Annotated in this window: 14 protein-coding genes and 1 tRNA gene; 8 read left to right on the plus strand and 7 right to left on the minus strand. The window is 37.2% G+C overall.

Annotated elements, in window-relative coordinates; genetic code table 11:
• Positions 1 to 344: 344 nt before the first annotated feature.
• From IMO47_RS14700 to queA, 4 genes are all read right to left on the minus strand, one after another.
• Entirely contained in the window at positions 345 to 914 is a 570-nt protein-coding gene (locus IMO47_RS14700; RefSeq protein ID WP_196076450.1) for a LemA family protein, read from the minus strand.
• A gap of 19 nt (positions 915 to 933) precedes the next feature.
• The gene (locus tag IMO47_RS14705; protein ID WP_196076449.1) at positions 934 to 1,959 is read right to left on the minus strand and encodes a hypothetical protein; all 1,026 of its coding nucleotides are present in this window, start codon (positions 1,957 to 1,959) and stop codon (positions 934 to 936) included.
• A 101-nt stretch (positions 1,960 to 2,060) separates the two neighbouring features.
• On the minus strand, positions 2,061 to 3,077 hold the full coding sequence (locus IMO47_RS14710) for a hypothetical protein (RefSeq protein ID WP_196076448.1): 1,017 nt from the start codon (positions 3,075 to 3,077) through the stop codon (positions 2,061 to 2,063).
• A gap of 118 nt (positions 3,078 to 3,195) precedes the next feature.
• Positions 3,196 to 4,251, minus strand: a complete 1,056-nt coding sequence (gene queA, locus IMO47_RS14715) for a tRNA preQ1(34) S-adenosylmethionine ribosyltransferase-isomerase QueA (RefSeq protein WP_196076464.1) — start codon at positions 4,249 to 4,251, stop codon at positions 3,196 to 3,198.
• A 184-nt stretch (positions 4,252 to 4,435) separates the two neighbouring features.
• Here queA and IMO47_RS14720 point away from each other — a divergent pair.
• The 4 genes from IMO47_RS14720 to IMO47_RS14735 all read left to right on the plus strand — a co-directional run bounded on the left by IMO47_RS14720 (position 4,436) and on the right by IMO47_RS14735 (position 9,985).
• Positions 4,436 to 4,522 (plus strand) — tRNA-Leu (locus tag IMO47_RS14720).
• 328 nt (positions 4,523 to 4,850) lie between these two features.
• The gene (locus IMO47_RS14725) at positions 4,851 to 6,128 is read left to right on the plus strand and encodes a HAMP domain-containing sensor histidine kinase (RefSeq protein ID WP_196076447.1); all 1,278 of its coding nucleotides are present in this window, start codon (positions 4,851 to 4,853) and stop codon (positions 6,126 to 6,128) included.
• A gap of 153 nt (positions 6,129 to 6,281) precedes the next feature.
• The gene (gene glnE / locus IMO47_RS14730; RefSeq protein WP_196076446.1) at positions 6,282 to 9,032 is read left to right on the plus strand and encodes a bifunctional [glutamate--ammonia ligase]-adenylyl-L-tyrosine phosphorylase/[glutamate--ammonia-ligase] adenylyltransferase; all 2,751 of its coding nucleotides are present in this window, start codon (positions 6,282 to 6,284) and stop codon (positions 9,030 to 9,032) included.
• A 26-nt stretch (positions 9,033 to 9,058) separates the two neighbouring features.
• Positions 9,059 to 9,985: a branched-chain amino acid transaminase gene (locus IMO47_RS14735; RefSeq protein WP_196076445.1), complete on the plus strand. Its 927-nt coding sequence runs from the start codon at positions 9,059 to 9,061 to the stop codon at positions 9,983 to 9,985.
• A 94-nt stretch (positions 9,986 to 10,079) separates the two neighbouring features.
• Here the strand turns inward: IMO47_RS14735 and IMO47_RS14740 are convergent, their stop codons facing one another.
• Both IMO47_RS14740 and IMO47_RS14745 read right to left on the minus strand, forming a co-directional pair.
• On the minus strand, positions 10,080 to 11,102 hold the full coding sequence (locus tag IMO47_RS14740) for an NAD-dependent epimerase (protein ID WP_196076444.1): 1,023 nt from the start codon (positions 11,100 to 11,102) through the stop codon (positions 10,080 to 10,082).
• Positions 11,099 to 12,268, minus strand: a complete 1,170-nt coding sequence (locus tag IMO47_RS14745; RefSeq protein WP_196076443.1) for a nucleotide sugar dehydrogenase — start codon at positions 12,266 to 12,268, stop codon at positions 11,099 to 11,101. Before IMO47_RS14745 ends, IMO47_RS14740 begins: the two co-directional genes overlap by 4 nt.
• A gap of 236 nt (positions 12,269 to 12,504) precedes the next feature.
• On the opposite strand from IMO47_RS14745, the gene IMO47_RS14750 reads away from it, so the two are divergent.
• From IMO47_RS14750 to IMO47_RS14765, 4 genes are all read left to right on the plus strand, one after another.
• Positions 12,505 to 13,272, plus strand: a complete 768-nt coding sequence (locus IMO47_RS14750) for a glycosyltransferase (RefSeq protein WP_196076442.1) — start codon at positions 12,505 to 12,507, stop codon at positions 13,270 to 13,272.
• Between the two features lie 40 nt (positions 13,273 to 13,312).
• Entirely contained in the window at positions 13,313 to 14,320 is a 1,008-nt protein-coding gene (locus IMO47_RS14755; protein ID WP_196076441.1) for a capsular polysaccharide biosynthesis protein, read from the plus strand.
• On the plus strand, positions 14,310 to 15,068 hold the full coding sequence (locus tag IMO47_RS14760) for a glycosyltransferase family 25 protein (protein WP_196076440.1): 759 nt from the start codon (positions 14,310 to 14,312) through the stop codon (positions 15,066 to 15,068). Before IMO47_RS14755 ends, IMO47_RS14760 begins: the two co-directional genes overlap by 11 nt.
• A gap of 102 nt (positions 15,069 to 15,170) precedes the next feature.
• Positions 15,171 to 16,082 (plus strand): capsular polysaccharide synthesis protein, encoded by a 912-nt coding sequence (locus IMO47_RS14765; RefSeq protein WP_196077836.1) that lies wholly within the window; start codon positions 15,171 to 15,173, stop codon positions 16,080 to 16,082.
• A gap of 92 nt (positions 16,083 to 16,174) precedes the next feature.
• Here the strand turns inward: IMO47_RS14765 and IMO47_RS14770 are convergent, their stop codons facing one another.
• Complete coding sequence (locus IMO47_RS14770) at positions 16,175 to 18,103, minus strand: acyltransferase family protein (RefSeq protein WP_196075987.1); 1,929 nt, start codon at positions 18,101 to 18,103, stop codon at positions 16,175 to 16,177.
• Positions 18,104 to 18,116 lie beyond the last annotated feature (13 nt).

Genomic DNA, 18,116 nt, shown 5'->3' on the forward strand with positions numbered 1-18,116 from the left:
GCGTAGACGAATCCGCATTTTGCTTAACCCATTGCCTGTCGAACAGCATGCTTGTAATGCAAACAAGGCAGTTCTGTGTTTTTGCTCATAATTCTGCCCAACAAGGTTGCCTTGATGTTGCCTTATGATAAAAACCAGTGATGATACCAAAGTACAAAATACATGATGTGTATAAAAATATAGCGTTGACTGGGTATCAATGAATGAAATCAAATCACTGGTATGAATAATCTGGGGTGGCTAGATGTAAAGCTAAAGATGGAATTCAAGGAACAAATCAAAAAAACCTCCTTGGAAATGATCTAAGAAGGCATGAAAAATATTTGAGACAATGGTAATGATGATTAATTGAAGTTGGGTTTGTAATCAAAATTTTGAGTCACCACATTATCTGAAAACGGACGAATAGTTTTCTTGGCTAAAGTAATGGTATTAATCATATTATTCGGGAAAATTTCGATGGTGTTATTAAACTCCTCAACATTACGGTTGAAGATTGTAATTGCTGCCCCGACATTTTCATTTTGCTCTTGAATATCATCCATCATTTTTGCATATAAGGTATCTGCTTTCAGTTCAGGATAGTTTTCTACCACCACATTTAAACTTTTCATTAAGTCCTGATTGAGTTTTTCAACATGTTGCAATTGTGAAACATCTGTATTGTTGAGGTTCAAATTTAAAATTTGCTGACGCAGTTCAGTCACTTTTTCTAAGGTCGATTTTTCAAACTGAGTATATTGCGCCAATGTCTGTTCAAGCGTTTCAAGTGTTTTGACTTTTTGACGCTCAAAATTAGCCACTTCAGCCCATGCGCGTTGGGTGGCATTGAAATAACGCACGATATTATTTCTGACCAGTATGCCCCAAACAACAATTGCGACAAAAATCCCAATAAAGATGATTAAACCCATTCTGATTATTCCTTATGATTTATGAAATCAAGTTTAGCATGCTCTGTTTGAATTTTTCATATTCAGGCATGGTTAATGTTCTTAAATGTCCACGCAGTGCCGAGATGTCCTGAGGACTTTGCTTTTTTCGAGCAATTCGAAATAAGTTTTGATCACCCATGTAGCACAACATATTTTCCTCAAAATGATAAACAATATCACCGGAATATTGTTGAAAAAAATCACTTAATTTTAAGGTGATACTGGGACTAATGATTCGCGCCAATTGATGTTGATTATAGCCGAAGATATGTAAGTTTTGGTTCACCAAAATATCCGCAGTTTTCCAGCGTTGTGTATAGGGCGGTGCGAATTCATGATGTTTATTACTGGCAGCAAATCCCAATGCAGGCATTTGAAAAATAAAGGCACCCCATTGGTCTTTGTGAATCTCTCTGATTTTCTGTTTTTCACCTTGGCTATTCGGGAGTGAAAATTCATCAATATAATGATAGTGAAATAGCATCACATGATGTTCTTTTTCTCCATCAAACCATAGGGTAGAGGCGAATTGCTCGATTTCATTTGAGACATTGCCTTGGGCAAAAAATGGAAAGGTTTGTTTCAATCTGCTCATCACCAATAAGGTATTGGTTGTGGTTGAGATATGACTGGGAGTTTTATTGAAATGTAAGTCATATCTCAGCAGCATGATCTTCTGTTCAAGAAAAGCAATGACTTGATCAATTGGATCACTCGGTTCATAAATTAAATAGGCAGCAAAACAGCATAACAATCCAGCTAAGAATACGAGTGGGTAGGGGATGAATGGATGAAAAAACCAACCAATTACAGCAGTCAGTATTCCCACAATAAACAGAAATCGAGGAATGACATTATAAAAAAATAGATCTTTGCTTTCTCCCCACGGATGTAGACCATCCAAAATATCTTGGGCAGATTGAGCCTGTTGCCCAATATCCCACAGTCGAGCTATGTTACGCATCACATGCTGATTTTTTCGAGTGCGATAATGCAATAATCGCTCAACGGTTTCTATAGGCATAACTGCTCATCATGATTTGGCTTTTCAGCAACTAAAATTTTAAATATTTTATCGATAATTATCGGATAAATCACACTAATTACCAATTAACTTATTTATTTTTAAAACTTATTTACTGGTGTGTTCGGTTGAACTTCTTGCAGTATTGTTAAGAGCGATTGTTTAAGTTGCTCATAATCAGGCATGCTCATGCTTTCCAATTGTGCGGCGAGGTCATGTACAGTCTGGACCTGCCCCACTGGCAGGTGTGGTTTGGTGATGTCAATCTTAAATAACCAACACAGTGCAGGGTGTTGTGGATGAACGTAAAAATCACCTTTGAAACGGGACATTGCCTGATCAAGCACCAGTACATGATTGGGACTGAAAAATTTAGCCAAGCGCATTTCGTTAGTTCCGCTGAGTTGATATTGATTGTCAAAGCGGATATCGCCACTGGACCATTTTGTTCCGAGCCGGCAAGCGCGGTTTTGTTTGGATGAAATACTGATGCCCTGTGTTGGAAAATTCTCGACGATGATCCCCCATAAATCATAATGACGATATTCGGTTTTTGTTTTTCCTTCCGAATCACGTGTTTCAACTTCATCAACATAATGATAATTAAACAGCATATAGGGATAGATGAAAGCGTCAATTTGCCAAGTACCGTAAATGGTATTGCGAATTGAATTTTCGTAGTCTCCTAAGCCAAATAATGGAAAATCATAAGGGGAGATAATTCTGTTATCCGTTTCATTTGGAAAGAAGCGAATTTGATATTTGGCTTCTAAATTTTTTTGCTGGATATAATCTATGAGTTGATTGAGGGGTTGGGTGGAAGTGCGTTTATAAAACGCAAAGGCAATACTTGCGATCGCAAATAGAAATAGAACTGAATGGCTAAAAAAAGCTAGGATGACACAGCTAATTCCCATACAGATAAAAAGCCAAAATGTATAATTTTGAATAGACAGGCTGGGGTCATCTTGCCAATGCTTTAACTTTTCGATCAAGTGATCAAAATTTTCAGTCGATGCTAATAACTGATTGATTGAATCAATATTACTTTGGGTTTTACCATTATTGACATGTTGTTGACTAAACGCATTTTGAATTTTTGTCAGTAAATCATTCATCTTTATTCATTATTGTGAGGAGCTTTCAGAAGTCTAATTGTAACGAAAAAATGATTTTAAATGCAAAGTATCCATTTTCGAACACTTTGCAGATCGTGCTGTGAATGATGGTGTAAAGCTATTCAGCTATTATTTGTCCAGTCATTGCATTCTCAATGAGCATGGCATCGCCATAACTAAAGAAACGATATTTTTGCTCAACTGCATGTCTATAAGCATTTAAAATATTGTCTCGATTGGACAATGCAGCAACCAGCATTAACAATGTCGATTCAGGCAAGTGGAAATTCGTGATCAAACGATCAACCACACAAAACTGATAGCCGGGATAGATAAAGATTTGGGTATCTCCTGTCCATGCAGCAATTTTTCCTCCAGAAGCTTGTGCAGCACTTTCCAATGCTCGTGTTGCTGTGGTACCGACTGCAATAACTTTATTCCCACGTGCTTTGGTTTCTTGAATGAGTTTTGCTGTTGCTTCTGGTACATCACACCATTCACTGTGCATGATGTGATTTTCAATATCATCTGTACGCACAGGTAAAAAAGTGCCTGCGCCGACATGCAAAGTCACAAAAGCTTTTTTAATGCCTTTTTGTTCTAATTTTTGTAATAAGTCCTGATCAAAGTGCAAGCTTGCAGTGGGTGCTGCGACACTTGCTAACTTTGTCGGATCATTAAATACGGTTTGATAGCGTTCTGTATCGATCGCTTCTGCTTCACGATTAAAATAAGGAGGAATAGGGAGTTGCCCATATAGATCCAGAACCTGCAAAATTGGCTGAGAAAACTCGACGATAAATAAGTTTTCATGACGGCCCTGAACAGTGGCTTTGACGCCATCTACGCCAATGAAGAGTTCTGCCCCCGCTTTAGGTGAATTACTCGCTTTGATGTGGCAATGCGCAATGGTCTGGTCAAAAATGCGTTCTACCAAGACTTCAATTGCGCCACCTGATGCTCGTTTACCTTTAAGGCGTGCTTTCATGACTTTGGTGTCATTGAGTACCATCAAGTCGCCTTCATCGAATAAATCCAAGATATCGGTGAAGCAATGGTCTTGATATGAACCATCTGCATTGAGATGTAAAAGGCGGGAAGCGCTACGTGTTTCAAGCGGGTAGCGTGCGATAAGTTCATCTGGAAGTTCGAAACTGAAATCGGAGAGTTGCATCATGGGAAAGAAAAACTGGCATTTGAGATTTAAAAACTGCGCCTAGTATAGTCTTTTTTCAAATTAAAGGCTGAAATTGGTGATTTATAATCCAAAAAAACCAGATGTGCGTTAAATTTAGACAAATGTGAAAACTTGTCGTTGACAAGAAAATGAAACGCGCTATTATACGCACACAACCTCTCCCGAGGTGGTGAAATTGGTAGACGCGGTGGACTCAAAATCCACTGTCAGCGATGACGTGTCGGTTCGAGTCCGACCCTCGGGACCAGAATATAGAATCCTTGTTGATTCAGCAAAACCCAAGCCAGTACAAACAGCTTGGGTTTTTTGTTTCTTGCAGTTCATAAAATCAAAAAGTAGTGTGATTTGTTGCACAATCTTTTATTACAAAAATATGATTTTTAAATTTTTTTGTTTTATTTAAAAGTATTGCTGTTATAGTGTTTTGTGTGAACATTTGTAAATGTACATCTACGTCTTTGATGCTATTTTTTTATTTTTCGAATTAAGTTTTTATTCATTTAAAAAGAAATTGATATTAGAAATGGGTGAGTTTAATCAACAACGTGTGAACTGAAAGTGAAAATGAGGTAAACATGAAACTAGAATTCTTAGACTCTCATCAAACTGAGCAACTCAGTGCATGTCGATTGTCGCTCATTTTAGGGGCTTATACACAGGATAATAAAATCGAGCGCTATATGAGAATCGTTCGTGCTATTCTGAATGTCGAAAATGCCTTTTTTACCTTTCACAATGAACCTTATGCATGGGCTGCAAATACCCAATGTGACTTTGTTGCTGCCTATATTTCTCCAAAGCCCAGTCTTTTTCCAAATTTTAAAAATGATTTAATCGTGGAGAATACACATCCAAGTTATCAGGAATGTTCAGATTATATAAAGGAGATTGGTCTTCCGCATACACGGCTCATTGCTTATGATTTTAAACTTCAAGACAACGAATCCATCGCGCATGTCTATTTTTATGATCACCAGAATGAGGGTTTTACAGCCAAACAAAAACTATTATTAGAAGAGTTGAGTGATGACCTGGTGACGATATTGCAGCGCAAGTCGGAGTCTCAAGACTATTATGAACTTTATGAGCAAGAACGTGCTCTCAATTTTAGTAAAACCAAGTTTTTTCAGGTGATTGCCCATGATTTGCGTGCGCCTTTCCATGGCCTGATTGGTTTCTCTGATGTATTAGCCAATGAGCGAGAAAGCCTGGACGAAGACAATATTCATAGTATTGCACAATATCTGCATGATACCTTGCAGTCCACATATGCTTTACTTGAAAATTTACTCAATTGGGCGATGTCTGAAGGTGGTCGTTTTGTATATCATCCGATTAATTTTAAGCTCAAACAGACCACTAAAATTGTTTACGATATACTGCAACCTTTAGCCGTGAATAAAAATATTCAATTGATTGAAAATGTTGCTGAAGATTTAACTGTTTTTGCAGATATGAATATGGTGACTTCCATTATTCAAAACTTAGTTTCCAATGCTTTGAAATTTACGCAAACTGATGGTACAGGCAAAGTGACAATTTCTGCTCAGCCTGTGGGAAACCGTATTGAAATCATTATTCATGATACTGGTTTGGGCATGACTCAGCCACAGATTGAACAGGTGTTTGAACCACAACTCAAAGCCAGTATAAAAGGTACCATTGGTGAGCAGGGTACTGGTTTGGGATTGGTGTTGTGCAAGAGATTTGTTGACTTAAATCATGGGCAGATATCGGTCAGCTCTCAAAAAGGTGAGGGAACAACATTTATTGTTGCACTCCCTGCGGCAAAAAATACCCACCAGTCTTTGGTCGATACGGACCTAAAGTCAGACAAGGTAAAAATTTTCTAGTATTCAAAAAGTATGAAGTGAATTTTAAAGGGGTGGATGTGTGTTTTTGATGTTTTTTTAATCTATGACTTTTGATAAAACGATAAAAAATTCCCTAACAGTAAAGCAAACTGCTATAAATAATCATATAAAACATCAGTACAGGCTTTTCTAATGAATGCTGAGCAATTGCAAAAAACCTTACATGCCAGTCAGTATGCAGAACAAGTATTAAGTCTACATCAGAGTGTATTAGAACATGATTATGCAATTGACCAATTTCAAGTATCGCTCAGTACCCAGCAAATTCAACACCTCGTGGATGCTAATTTAGCAGCGATTCAAGATGAAATTACGTGGATGCGTGTATTAAGGATACTCCGTGCGCGTTTGATGTTTCGTTGGATCTGGCAGGATGCCAATCAACTCACCGATGTTGTGACATTGACCCGTGAACTTTCTGATTTTGCTGATATTTGTATCGTTGCAGCCAAAGATTTTGCACGGATTCCACTCATTGCCAAACATGGTGAGCCAGTTGGGTATAACGGTAAGATTCAAGATCTGATCGTGATTGGTATGGGCAAGCTGGGTGCGCAAGAGCTCAATTTATCAAGTGATATCGACTTGATTTTTGCTTTTGATGAACAGGGTGAAAGCAATGGACGGAAATGTATCGATGTACAGCAGTTCTGTATCTTGTGGGGACAGAAGCTGATCTATTTGCTGGATCATATTACTGCGGATGGTTTTGTTTTTCGTGTAGATATGCGTTTGCGTCCTTGGGGGGATGGTTCTGCACTTGCGATTAGTCATGTCGCTTTGGAAAAATATCTCAGTCAGCATGGGCGCGAGTGGGAGCGCTATGCATGGATCAAGGCGCGTATTATTACGGGTGGACAAGAGGGTGACAGTCTATTGGACATGACACGTCCATTCGTATTCCGTAAATATGTCGACTACACCGCATTTGAAGCCATGCGTGAAATGAAAGCCATGATTGAGCGCGAAGTTGCACGTCGTAATATTGCAGATGACATCAAGTTGGGTGCAGGGGGAATTCGAGAAGTTGAGTTTATTGTCCAGGTTTTTCAATTGATTTATGGTGGCGCTAAATTAGAGCTGCAAGATCGTCAATGTCTCGTCAGTCTTCAGCATTTAGGTGAGGTTGGATTGCTGGATTCGCAATCGGTTGCTGATCTAGAAGATGCATATTTATTCTTACGCCGTGTTGAACATGCGATTCAAGCACTGAATGATCAACAAACCCAATCTTTACCGACCGAGCCTGAGTTACGTCAAAGACTGATTGATACTTTAGGCTTTGCAGATTGGAATGATTTTATTGACTTTTTAAATCAAAAACGAGAAAAGGTGACATTCCAATTCGAGCATCTGATTAAAGAAAAAGGGCTTGAATCACCTATCGAAAGTTATAGCCAACTTGAAAGCCAACTCAATGATATTCTGGATGATGACGCCAAAAATTTAATCCATGAATTTTGGTATGGTCATGCCATTAAAAAATTGCCAGCAAAAGCGGTTCAGCGTTTAAAAGAGTTTTGGCCACATTTGGTCGAAGCAGTTTTACAGTCGAATAGCCCACAAGTCGCATTGATGCGTTTGATGCCATTGGTCGAGTCTGTAATGCGCCGTACGGTGTATTTAGTGATGCTGATTGAAAGCAAAGGGGCATTGCAGCGCCTGGTTAAAATGGCGACAGTAAGTCCATGGATTTGTGAGGAACTGACCCATTATCCCGTCCTTTTGGATGAGTTCTTGTCAATGGATTTTGAGCTGCCACAAAGGTCATATTTGGAAGATTCGTTACGCCAGCAATTGCTGCGCATTGAAATTGATCAAGTCGAAGATCAAATGCGGGTATTGCGCCTGTTTAAAAAGTCCAATGTGCTGACAGTTGCAGCAAGTGACGTATTGGCTGAAAGTCCGTTGATGAAAGTATCTGATGCTTTAACCGATATTGCGGAAGTTTCAGTGATTGCTACATTGAATTTAGCCTATCAAACAGTGGCTAAGCGACATGGTTATCCTGTGGATGCGGAAGGTCAGCGCTGCTCTTTGGAGCATATGGCATATTGTGTAATTGGTTATGGCAAGGTCGGGGGAATTGAACTGGGCTATGGCTCAGATTTGGATCTGGTGTTTATTCATTATATGGACGAACAAGCAGATACAGATGGTCACAAAGCCATTAGTGGTTTTGAATTTGCCATGCGGGTTGCCCAGAAATTTATGTCCTTGATGACCACTCAAACCTTGGATGGTCGGGTTTATGAAGTGGATACGCGCTTGCGTCCATCAGGTGAAGCCGGTTTATTGGTGACCAGTTTAAAAGCATTTGAACAATATCAACTGAAAAGTGCATGGTTGTGGGAACACCAGGCAATTGTTCGGGCTCGTTCAATTGCAGGTGAATCGACACTGAGAACGAAGTTTGAAGAATTACGCTGTAAGATTCTGACTTTGCCGAGACAGGAAGAAATGGTTCGCCAAGAAGTGCTCAGCATGCGTCAAAAAATGAAAGATCATCTAGGCTCATCAAAAGATCAGAAAAAAGATGGAATTTTTCACTTAAAACAGGATGCAGGTGGTATCGTTGACATCGAATTTATGGCACAGTATGTGGTATTAGCCTGGAGTGGGACGAATCCTGATCTCGCCCATTATTCCGACAACGTACGAATCCTTGAAGATGCCGCAAAGGCAGGTTGCTTATCCAGCGACGATGTATCCGCATTGATTCAAGCTTATCTCAGTGAACGCGCCGAGAGCCACCGTTTAGCACTTGCAAATCATAATATGCAAGTGAGTGCAGCGGTTTGGCACGATACCCGAGAGGTCGTTTGCAAGTTATGGCAAAGATTAATTGATCCAACAGCGACTTTCGCTTTGGAAAGTGAATAATTGTGTAAAAATTTGGAGTGTGCGCCATGAATTTGGCTGATCGTGATGGTTTTATTTGGCAAGATGGACAAATGGTTGAATGGCGTGAAGCTAAAATTCACGTCTTAACACATACTTTACATTATAGTATGGGTGTGTTTGAGGGTGTCCGTGCTTATGAAACACCGAATGGTACCGCGATTTTCCGTCTCCAAGATCATACAAAGCGTTTGTTAAATTCTGCAAAAATTTATCAAATGAAAGTTCCATTTGATCAAGCAACACTTGAGCAAGCTCAGATTGATGTGGTACGTGAAAATAAATTGGCATCATGCTATTTACGTCCTATTATTTTCATTGGTTCGGAAAAATTAGGTATTGCTGCAACTGATAACACCATTCACGCAACAGTTGCTGCGTGGAGCTGGGGTGCTTATCTTGGTGATGAAGCGATGGCGAAAGGGATTCGCGTTAAAACATCATCATTTACCCATCATCATCCAAATGTGACTATGTGTAAGGCAAAAGCGGCAGGTAACTATACATTGTCCATTCTTGCTCACCAAGAAGTTGCACATTCTGGTTATGATGAAGCAATGTTGATGGATCCTCAAGGTTATGTATGTCAGGGTTCTGGCGAAAACGTATTCTTGGTGAAAGATGGTGTTTTACATACACCGGATATCGCCGGTGGTGCTTTAGACGGTATTACCCGTCAAACGATTATTACCATTGCTAAAGACCTTGGTATTGAGGTTGTTGAACGCCGTATCACACGTGATGAATTCTATATTGGTGATGAGGCTTTCTTTACAGGAACAGCTGCTGAAGTAACGCCAATTCGCGAATATGACGACCGTCAAATTGGTACTGGTACACGTGGACCAATCACTGAAAAAATTCAAAAAGCTTTCTTTGATGCGGTTCAGGGTAAAGATCCAAAATATGCGCATTGGTTGACTTATGTAAAATAAGCTGTTCAAAGCATAAAAAAAGGATTCCTGTAGGAATCCTTTTTTTATGCTTTGAACTTGGGTATAAACAATACGATGAATAGGTGGGCCTGTCCTAAACTCTATAAAAGTCTCGGTACCAATCAACAAATTGTTGTACGCCTTCCTCTACGGAAACCGATGGTTTATAACCAACCATATTTTCCAGTGCTGTACTATCCGCAAAGGTGTCTGGTACATCACCCGGCTGTAAGGGGAGTAATTCTAAAATGGCTTCTTTATCCAAAGCTTTCTCAATCGCATGAATGTATTCGATCAATTTGACTGGATTATTGTTGCCGATATTAAAAATACGGAATGGGGCATAACTGGTTGATGGATTGGGATTTCTGCTGTCCCAATCTGGATCCGGCTGCGCAATTTGATCACTTGAACGAATAACACCTTCGACAATATCTGAGATAAAGGTAAAGTCACGGGTATGATTGCCATGATTGAATACGGGAATAGAACGACCTTCAATAATATTCTTGGTAAATTTAAATAACGCCATATCGGGACGTCCCCAGGGACCATAAACGGTGAAGAAACGTAAACCTGTGGTGGGTAAATTAAACAAGTGACTATAACTGTGTGCCATCAATTCATTTGCGCGTTTGGTCGCTGCATAGAATTGAACAGGATGATTGACGCCATGTTTTTCACTGAATGGCATGGTGGTATTTGCACCATAGACACTACTGGTACTGGCATAAGTGAGGTGTGGCGTTTGTGCATAGCGACACGCTTCAAGAATGTTGGTGAAGCCGATAAGATTGCTTTCTACATAACTGGAAGGATTTTCTAGAGAGTAGCGTACGCCTGCTTGAGCTGCTAGATGAATCACACGATCAAATGAATGATCTTGAAAGCATTGATCAACAACTCCTTTATCGGCAAGATTGGCGCGAATAAAGACAAAAGAACCTTGAACGTGTTCAGCTGTCTTTTTTAAAACTTCTAATCGCGCTTCTTTTAAAGCAGGATCATAATAATCATTGACATTGTCAAAACCAACAACATCATCACCCCGTTCCAATAGTTTCTTTGCAACATTAAATCCGATAAAGCCTGCTGCACCTGTGACGAGAACTTTCATTCATCTGCTCCGAAAATATCTCGTGTATAGACTTTGTCGAGTACATCACTGAGATCGTTTGAAATGCGATTGGCAATAATCACATCACTTTGCTGTTTAAATTGCGCTAAATCATTAACCACTTTAGATTTAAAGAAATCATTTTCTTGTAAAGTGGGTTCATAGACAATCACTTCAATTCCTTTGGCTTTGATACGTTTCATTACGCCTTGAATGGCTGAAGCTCTAAAATTGTCTGAACCGCTTTTCATGACTAAGCGATAAATACCCACTGTATTCGGATTGCGCGCAATGATTGAGTCGGCAATAAAGTCTTTGCGCGTGCTATTTGAATCAACAATGGCTTGAATCAAATTGCTTGGCACATGATTGTAGTTGGCTAAAAGCTGTTTGGTATCTTTCGGTAGGCAATAGCCCCCATAACCAAAAGATGGATTGTTGTAATGATTTCCGATACGTTGGTCCAGACAAACGCCTTCAATAATTTGTTGGGTATCCAAACCAAAAATTTGCGCATAGGTATCGAGTTCATTGAAGTAGGCAACGCGCATCGCCAAATACGTATTGGCAAATAGTTTGATGGCTTCTGCTTCAGTAGAATCAGTAAATAAAACAGGGCTATCTTTTTTGATTGCACCTTCGATCAACAAATCTGCAAACTGTTGTGCGCGCTCCGACTTTTCACCCACAATAATTCGGGACGGATATAAATTGTCATGCAGTGCTTTGCCTTCACGTAAAAATTCAGGAGAGAAAATGAGATTCTCAGTCTGAAATTTTTCTTTGAGACTTTTGGTAAAGCCAACAGGGACGGTGGACTTGATCACCATCACTGCATGAGGATTAACTGTTAAGACTTGTTGAACCACGCTTTCGACACTTTGTGTATTGAAATAATTGGTTTTAGTGTCGTAATCCGTTGGGGTTGCAATAATTACAAAATTGGCATCTCGATAGGCTTTTTCATAATCAGTGGTGGCGGTAAAGTTCAGTGTTTTTTCTTTTAAAAATAATGAAATATCAGCATCCTGAATAGGTGATATTTTATTGTTGAGCATGTTAACTTTAGATTCTAAAATATCTACAGCAACAACTTCATGATGTTGTGCAAATATCATTGAATTGGATAAGCCAACGTAACCTGTTCCAGCGACTGCTATTTTCATAAAAACCTAATATAGAAAATCTGCTTGCAAAAGTTGTATTCGACATTTTAACGAATTGTTTAAAGCATCCTATCCTCAAAAATTATGGAATAATGAAATAAACATCATGCGTTTAAATTGTTTGTGCATCATAGCATATTCTGATGAAACAAATTGTTCAGCATGTGCAATCGAATACAGTAACTTGGCTATGGTAATGGTATGATATGCCGATTGCTCAGGTGGAAGATTGATGCATGCAGGTTAATGAATCAAATTTACAGTCAAATTTAGTTGAATCAGAACAAAATATTGTTTTGTGTATGAAATGGGGAACCAAGTATGGTGCAGACTATGTCAATCGACTGTATAACATGGTCAAACGACATACCACCATTGATTTTAAAATGGTCTGCCTGACTGATCGTACAGAAGGTATCAATCCGGATATTCTGTGTTTTCCAATTCCACCCCTGGCATTGCCTGAAGGAAGTCCAGAACGTGGCTGGAACAAATTATCGACTTTTGAGCCAGACTTATATGGTCTCAAAGGCAATTTGCTGTTTTTAGATCTTGATGTGGTGATTGTTGATAATATCGATGATTTCTTTACTTATCCGGGCGAGTTTTTAATAATTCATGATTGGAAACGTCCTTGGCGAGTCACTGGAAACAGTTCTGTGTATCGTTTTAAATTGGGTTCCTTTCCAGACATTCTGCCTTACTTTCGTGAAAACTTTAAAGAAATTAGTCACAAGTTTAGAAATGAACAAGAATATTTGTCTTGGTATGTTGATCAACAGAAAAAACTCAGCTATTGGCCGAAAGACTGGTGTAAAAGTTATAAATACCACTGTTTGCAAAAACTGCCATTGGCCTATTTTAAGCCACCAGTAAAACCACAAGATGCCAAAATCATTATTTTTCATGGTGAAATTAATCCACCAGATGCCGTTACTGGTGGTGGTGGTAAGTGGTATCGTTATGTGTTGCCTTCAGACTGGATTAAAGATGCATGGCAATAATGCTCTTCATATTATTTGACCAACATTGAGAACAAGATAGATGCAAAACCTTGATATCGTGATTGCTTGGGTAGATGGCAATGATGTTGAGTTAAAACGTAAACGTCATTTGTACCTGACAGGTAAAGATGCCAGTGACGCAGTCAGTGAAACCCGATTTGCCAGCAATGATGAAATCTATTACAACATTGCATCTATATTGAAGTATGTACCTTTTTGCCGTCATATTTTGATTGTTACGGATGGTCAACAACCTGAATTTTTAAATGAGTTTGTCACACAAGGTCTTTGTGATGCCGATAAAATTCGAGTGGTTGATCATCGCGAAATTTTTGCGGGTTATGAACAATTTCTACCGACTTTTAATACCCGCTCTATAGAAAGTATGTTGTGGAATATTGATGGCTTGTCGGATTATTTTATCTATTTAAATGATGACTTCTTTTTTAATGCATCTGCTCAAATTGAAGATTTTCTAGAGCAAGACAAAATTGTGACTTATGGGCATTGGAAAAGTTGTTTTAGCTACAAGGCTAAACTGAAATATCGTCAATTTTTAAATCGAAATTTCAATAAACCTATTCAGCCCGGTCATGTGATTGCGCAGATGTTGGGTGCTGATATCCTTGGATTTAAAGAATTTTTTGAAATCCATCATTATCCACATTGCGTTGATCGTAAAATTTTAAGTCAATATTTATTGAATCATCCGGTGTTATTGGAAACACAAATTAAATATAAGTTTCGTAGCGTTGAGCAATTAAATCCGATTTCATTGATGAATCATTTGAAAATTCAAAAAAATGAAGCGGTGTTAAAGCCAGATTTACCATTAGCTTATTTAAAAAATGCTGAAAGTTTAAATGGGTTTATTCAAGCACTAGATCAAGATCAGATTAAATATGGCTGTATTCAAAGTTTAGATCAGTTGAATGTACAAGATGCAGCCCAAGTAAAAAATGCAATGATTGTCAAGTTTGGTAATTATCTCCCTGAGTCTGTCATCCCAAACCAAGTTTTGTCATCGGAAGTTTTTCATGAAAGTTGAAACATATCTTATTAATCTTGATGGTAGTGATGAAAGACTTCAACGGGCTACAGAACAATTACAAGCAGTTGATTGGTCATTCCAACGGTTTTCTGCTTATGATGGTCGTGGTCAGGATTTAGCTTCGTTTAAAAACTATGATGATGTTGCGACCCAACAAACTTTAGGTCGTCGATTGCTGAATTCTGAACTAGGTTGTTATCTTAGCCATTATGGCTGCGCTGAAAAGTTTTTAAAAAGTGACGCAGATTATTTGGTGGTTTTAGAAGATGACATGAAAATTACGGCCAACTTTAAAAAGTCTGTTGAGCAAATTTTGTCATATTTAGATCGGCATCAGGATATTGACTGGTATCTGGTAAATTTGGCTGCCAAAAAGAAAAAATTTGCAAAAGATATTGTGAAGTTTGATGATTTTTCACTATGGCATGCTTATTATTTCCCGATCCGCGGATTAGGTTTAATTTGGTCAAGAAAAGGTGCTGAAGCATTCGTCGCTTCTGGTAAAACGATGACCATGCCAGTAGATATTTTTTTCCAAACATGGCTCAGTAAAAATGGCAAAGGCTTAGGTGTTTGGCCAGCCTTAGTGAAACCTGCTGGGTTGGATAGTGATATTTTGGGTACAGTGGCTACCCAAGGGATTTCTCGGAAAGATAAGGAAAACCGTGACAGTTCTTATGGCTTGAAAAAACAAAAGCGGATGTGGCGTGATCGTATGTATGCGCTTAAACATCTTTATTTTTGAATGAATTAATATTTCAAGTTCTGAGCTGTATGGGTATTTTGACTAGTGTTTAGTGTGCTTATCATTGTTTTGTTGTGTGTATAAAAGTATTAGGTCTTTGATATGAAAATTTTTAAGAAACTATTCTATTTGGCTAAATTTCATATGATGTACTATTACAACATTAGACATACCAATAAAAAAATTGATAATTATGCTGGAGAATTGGTTTTTAATCCTGTCGATACGCCTATTGAATTACCAAAGAAAATCTGGATTTATTGGGAAGGTCATTTTCCTGAATTTGTTGAAAAATGTATTGATAATATTCGCCAAAAAAATCCGACTTATGAAGTACATGTTTTAAACCCTGAAAATGTTAATCAGTATACTCAAATTAACTTTTCACTTTTAGAAACTGCAACTCCCCAGCAAAAGGCTGATTTATTAAGATTTGATTTACTCTATCAATATGGTGGAATTTGGTTGGACGCCAGTATCATCCTCTATGAGAGTTTAGATTGGATTGCAGAGTTAATGCAAAAAAATCAAACTGAAAGTTTTTCATATTACCGTAAGAAGAACACTACAAATCTAAATTATCCTGTATTGGAGAATTGGCTCTTAGCCAGTGTGAAAAATAATATTTTCTTTAAATATTGGTATGATGAGCTTTATCTTGCTATTCAGAAAACACCCAAGAAATATGTTCAAGAAATTAAAGATACAGAAAAAAATACCAAAGATATATTTCAAAGAATCAGTAATTTAGAGTATCTTGTTGCATATGTTGCATGTCAAAAGGTGCTTAGAAAATCTTTTCCAAGTCTTACTTTGATTGATTGTGACGAAAATGCATTTTACTGTCAGGTAAAAAATCGTTGGATCAAAGAAAAGATATTGATTGATATGGCGCTAAATTATCCAGCAAAAGAATATCCAAAATTAATTAAACTTGCTGGAAAAGAGCGAAATTATTTATGTCAGTATTATGATAAAGGAATGTATTTTAAAGGTTCTTTAATTGATTTTTAATATAAGCTAGCCTTATTATGTTTTAAACAGGCTATAATTTTTATATAAAATTATAGCCTGTTTTGTATTGCATAGTTATTGAATAAAATCATCTATTTTGATAATACAAACTGTTTGAGTATTTTATATTTTGGCTGTTTACTAAAGTAATCTTTAGATGATAGGGAGCCAAAAACAGATAAATGACGACCATCCAAAGAGTAGGGAATATTATCTTTTGCCATATGATTAGGTGCAAATAAGTCTGTTTGTGTGAGTAATAGGGTATTTGGATAACGTTGTGCCATATCTTTAATAATGGGGAATGCTATTTTTTGCTGTTGAGCTTTAATGTTATCAGAATAATTATTTAGACTAAAATTTCGATGTAACCATAATGATCGTTTATATAAGATACTAATGTTTTCATCAAATGCGTAAGGCTCAGACATTATAATGACTTTCTTATGCAATTGATTTGTAATTTTAAGCAAGTTGTCAAAGCTTTGTTGTTGATGTTGTTGCACAATATCAGACCAGCGACCTGCAAAAATCAATATATCGTACTTATTTATATTATTTTTTAAGTAATTTCGATTGATTATACATTGTTGATAGGCTGTTGAATTCTTATCACCCGTAAATTGCTCATCTATACTAGGGTAACACCAATTGGTTGTCACAGCATGAATATTTAAGTTAAGTTCTTTTCCAATATAATGCCAAAACGGAATATTATGACCAGCAAAAGAATCGCCAAATAAAAGAACTGATTGGGCATTAGCTTGTTGTGATCCTATATAACATGCAAGCCCTTGGTTGCCTACCTTTAGACTATGATCATCCTTTATATTATAAAAACACCACCCATTCGAAACTTTTGGCATTTCAAGTTTTTCGTTATGTTGTAAATAAAGTGAGTTTGCGCGATTTTTTAAACCATCTTTATTGATATATGAATAAAGTATAGATGTGAAGATGAGTATACTAAAAAACAATATGTAGCAGTAATATCTGTTGATTTTAATGAAATACTTTCTAGAACTTTCAATGTATATATAGCTTAACCAACCTAGAGTAAGGGAAATTAGAATACCTAAGCTGATATTGATTATATTCTTCTCGAAGAAAAAATATCCTAGTAAAAATGCAATAGGCCAATGCCACAAATAGATCGAGTAAGAAGCACTCCCTATATTTTGAATAATTTTGAATTTAGTAAAAAAAGAGTGTTGTTGATTGGCAATTAGAATTAATAACGTTCCAGTGACAGGAATTAGAGCATTATAACTTGGCCAGATTGTATTTTTCTCAAATATGATTAAACTCAAAGCAATACATAAAAGTCCAAGAAATTCAAAACAAATCTTTATAGATTTTGATGGTTTATATGTTCTGAAGTAATAAAAAGCCAAACCACCTGCGATAAGTTCCCAAGCGCGAGAAGTAAGCTTAAAAAAGGCATAAATTGAATCTTTAGAAGAGATATAAATCGAGAAGCTTAAAGACAAGATACACAATGAAATTAAAAATAAACCTAAAAATTTTTTATTTTTAATAATTCTAAAATATGAATAAATAAGAATTGGAAAAAGTATATAAAATTGCCATTCAACGGACAATGACCATGTGTGGAGTAAAGGTTTATCGTGAGAGCTTACAGCAAAATAATCACCTGCTTGACGATAATATAGGTCATTTGACAAGAATGAGAGACTATATTTTGCATCTTTTGCAAATAATTTAAAATCTTCTGGGATGAAAAAAAACCATCCACAGATTGTCATGACTATTACAACAAAGAATAATGCAGGAAAAATTCGTGTGATTCTTGCTAAATAAAAGTTTATAAAAGAAAAACTATTTTTTTCAAGGTTTTCAATAATAATTTTAGACATTAAATAGCCAGAAATTACAAAGAAAACATCTACACCTAAAAATCCAGCAGAAAATCCAGAGACGCCGAAATGGTATAGAACAACAAGTATTACTGCATAGGCACGAAGCCCGTTGATATCATCACGAAAATTTTTGGTTTGCATATTCAAAAAAACT

Source organism: Acinetobacter sp. Res13-Abat-PEC15-P4-01, from assembly GCF_015676285.1.
GTDB lineage: Bacteria > Pseudomonadota > Gammaproteobacteria > Pseudomonadales > Moraxellaceae > Acinetobacter > Acinetobacter nematophilus.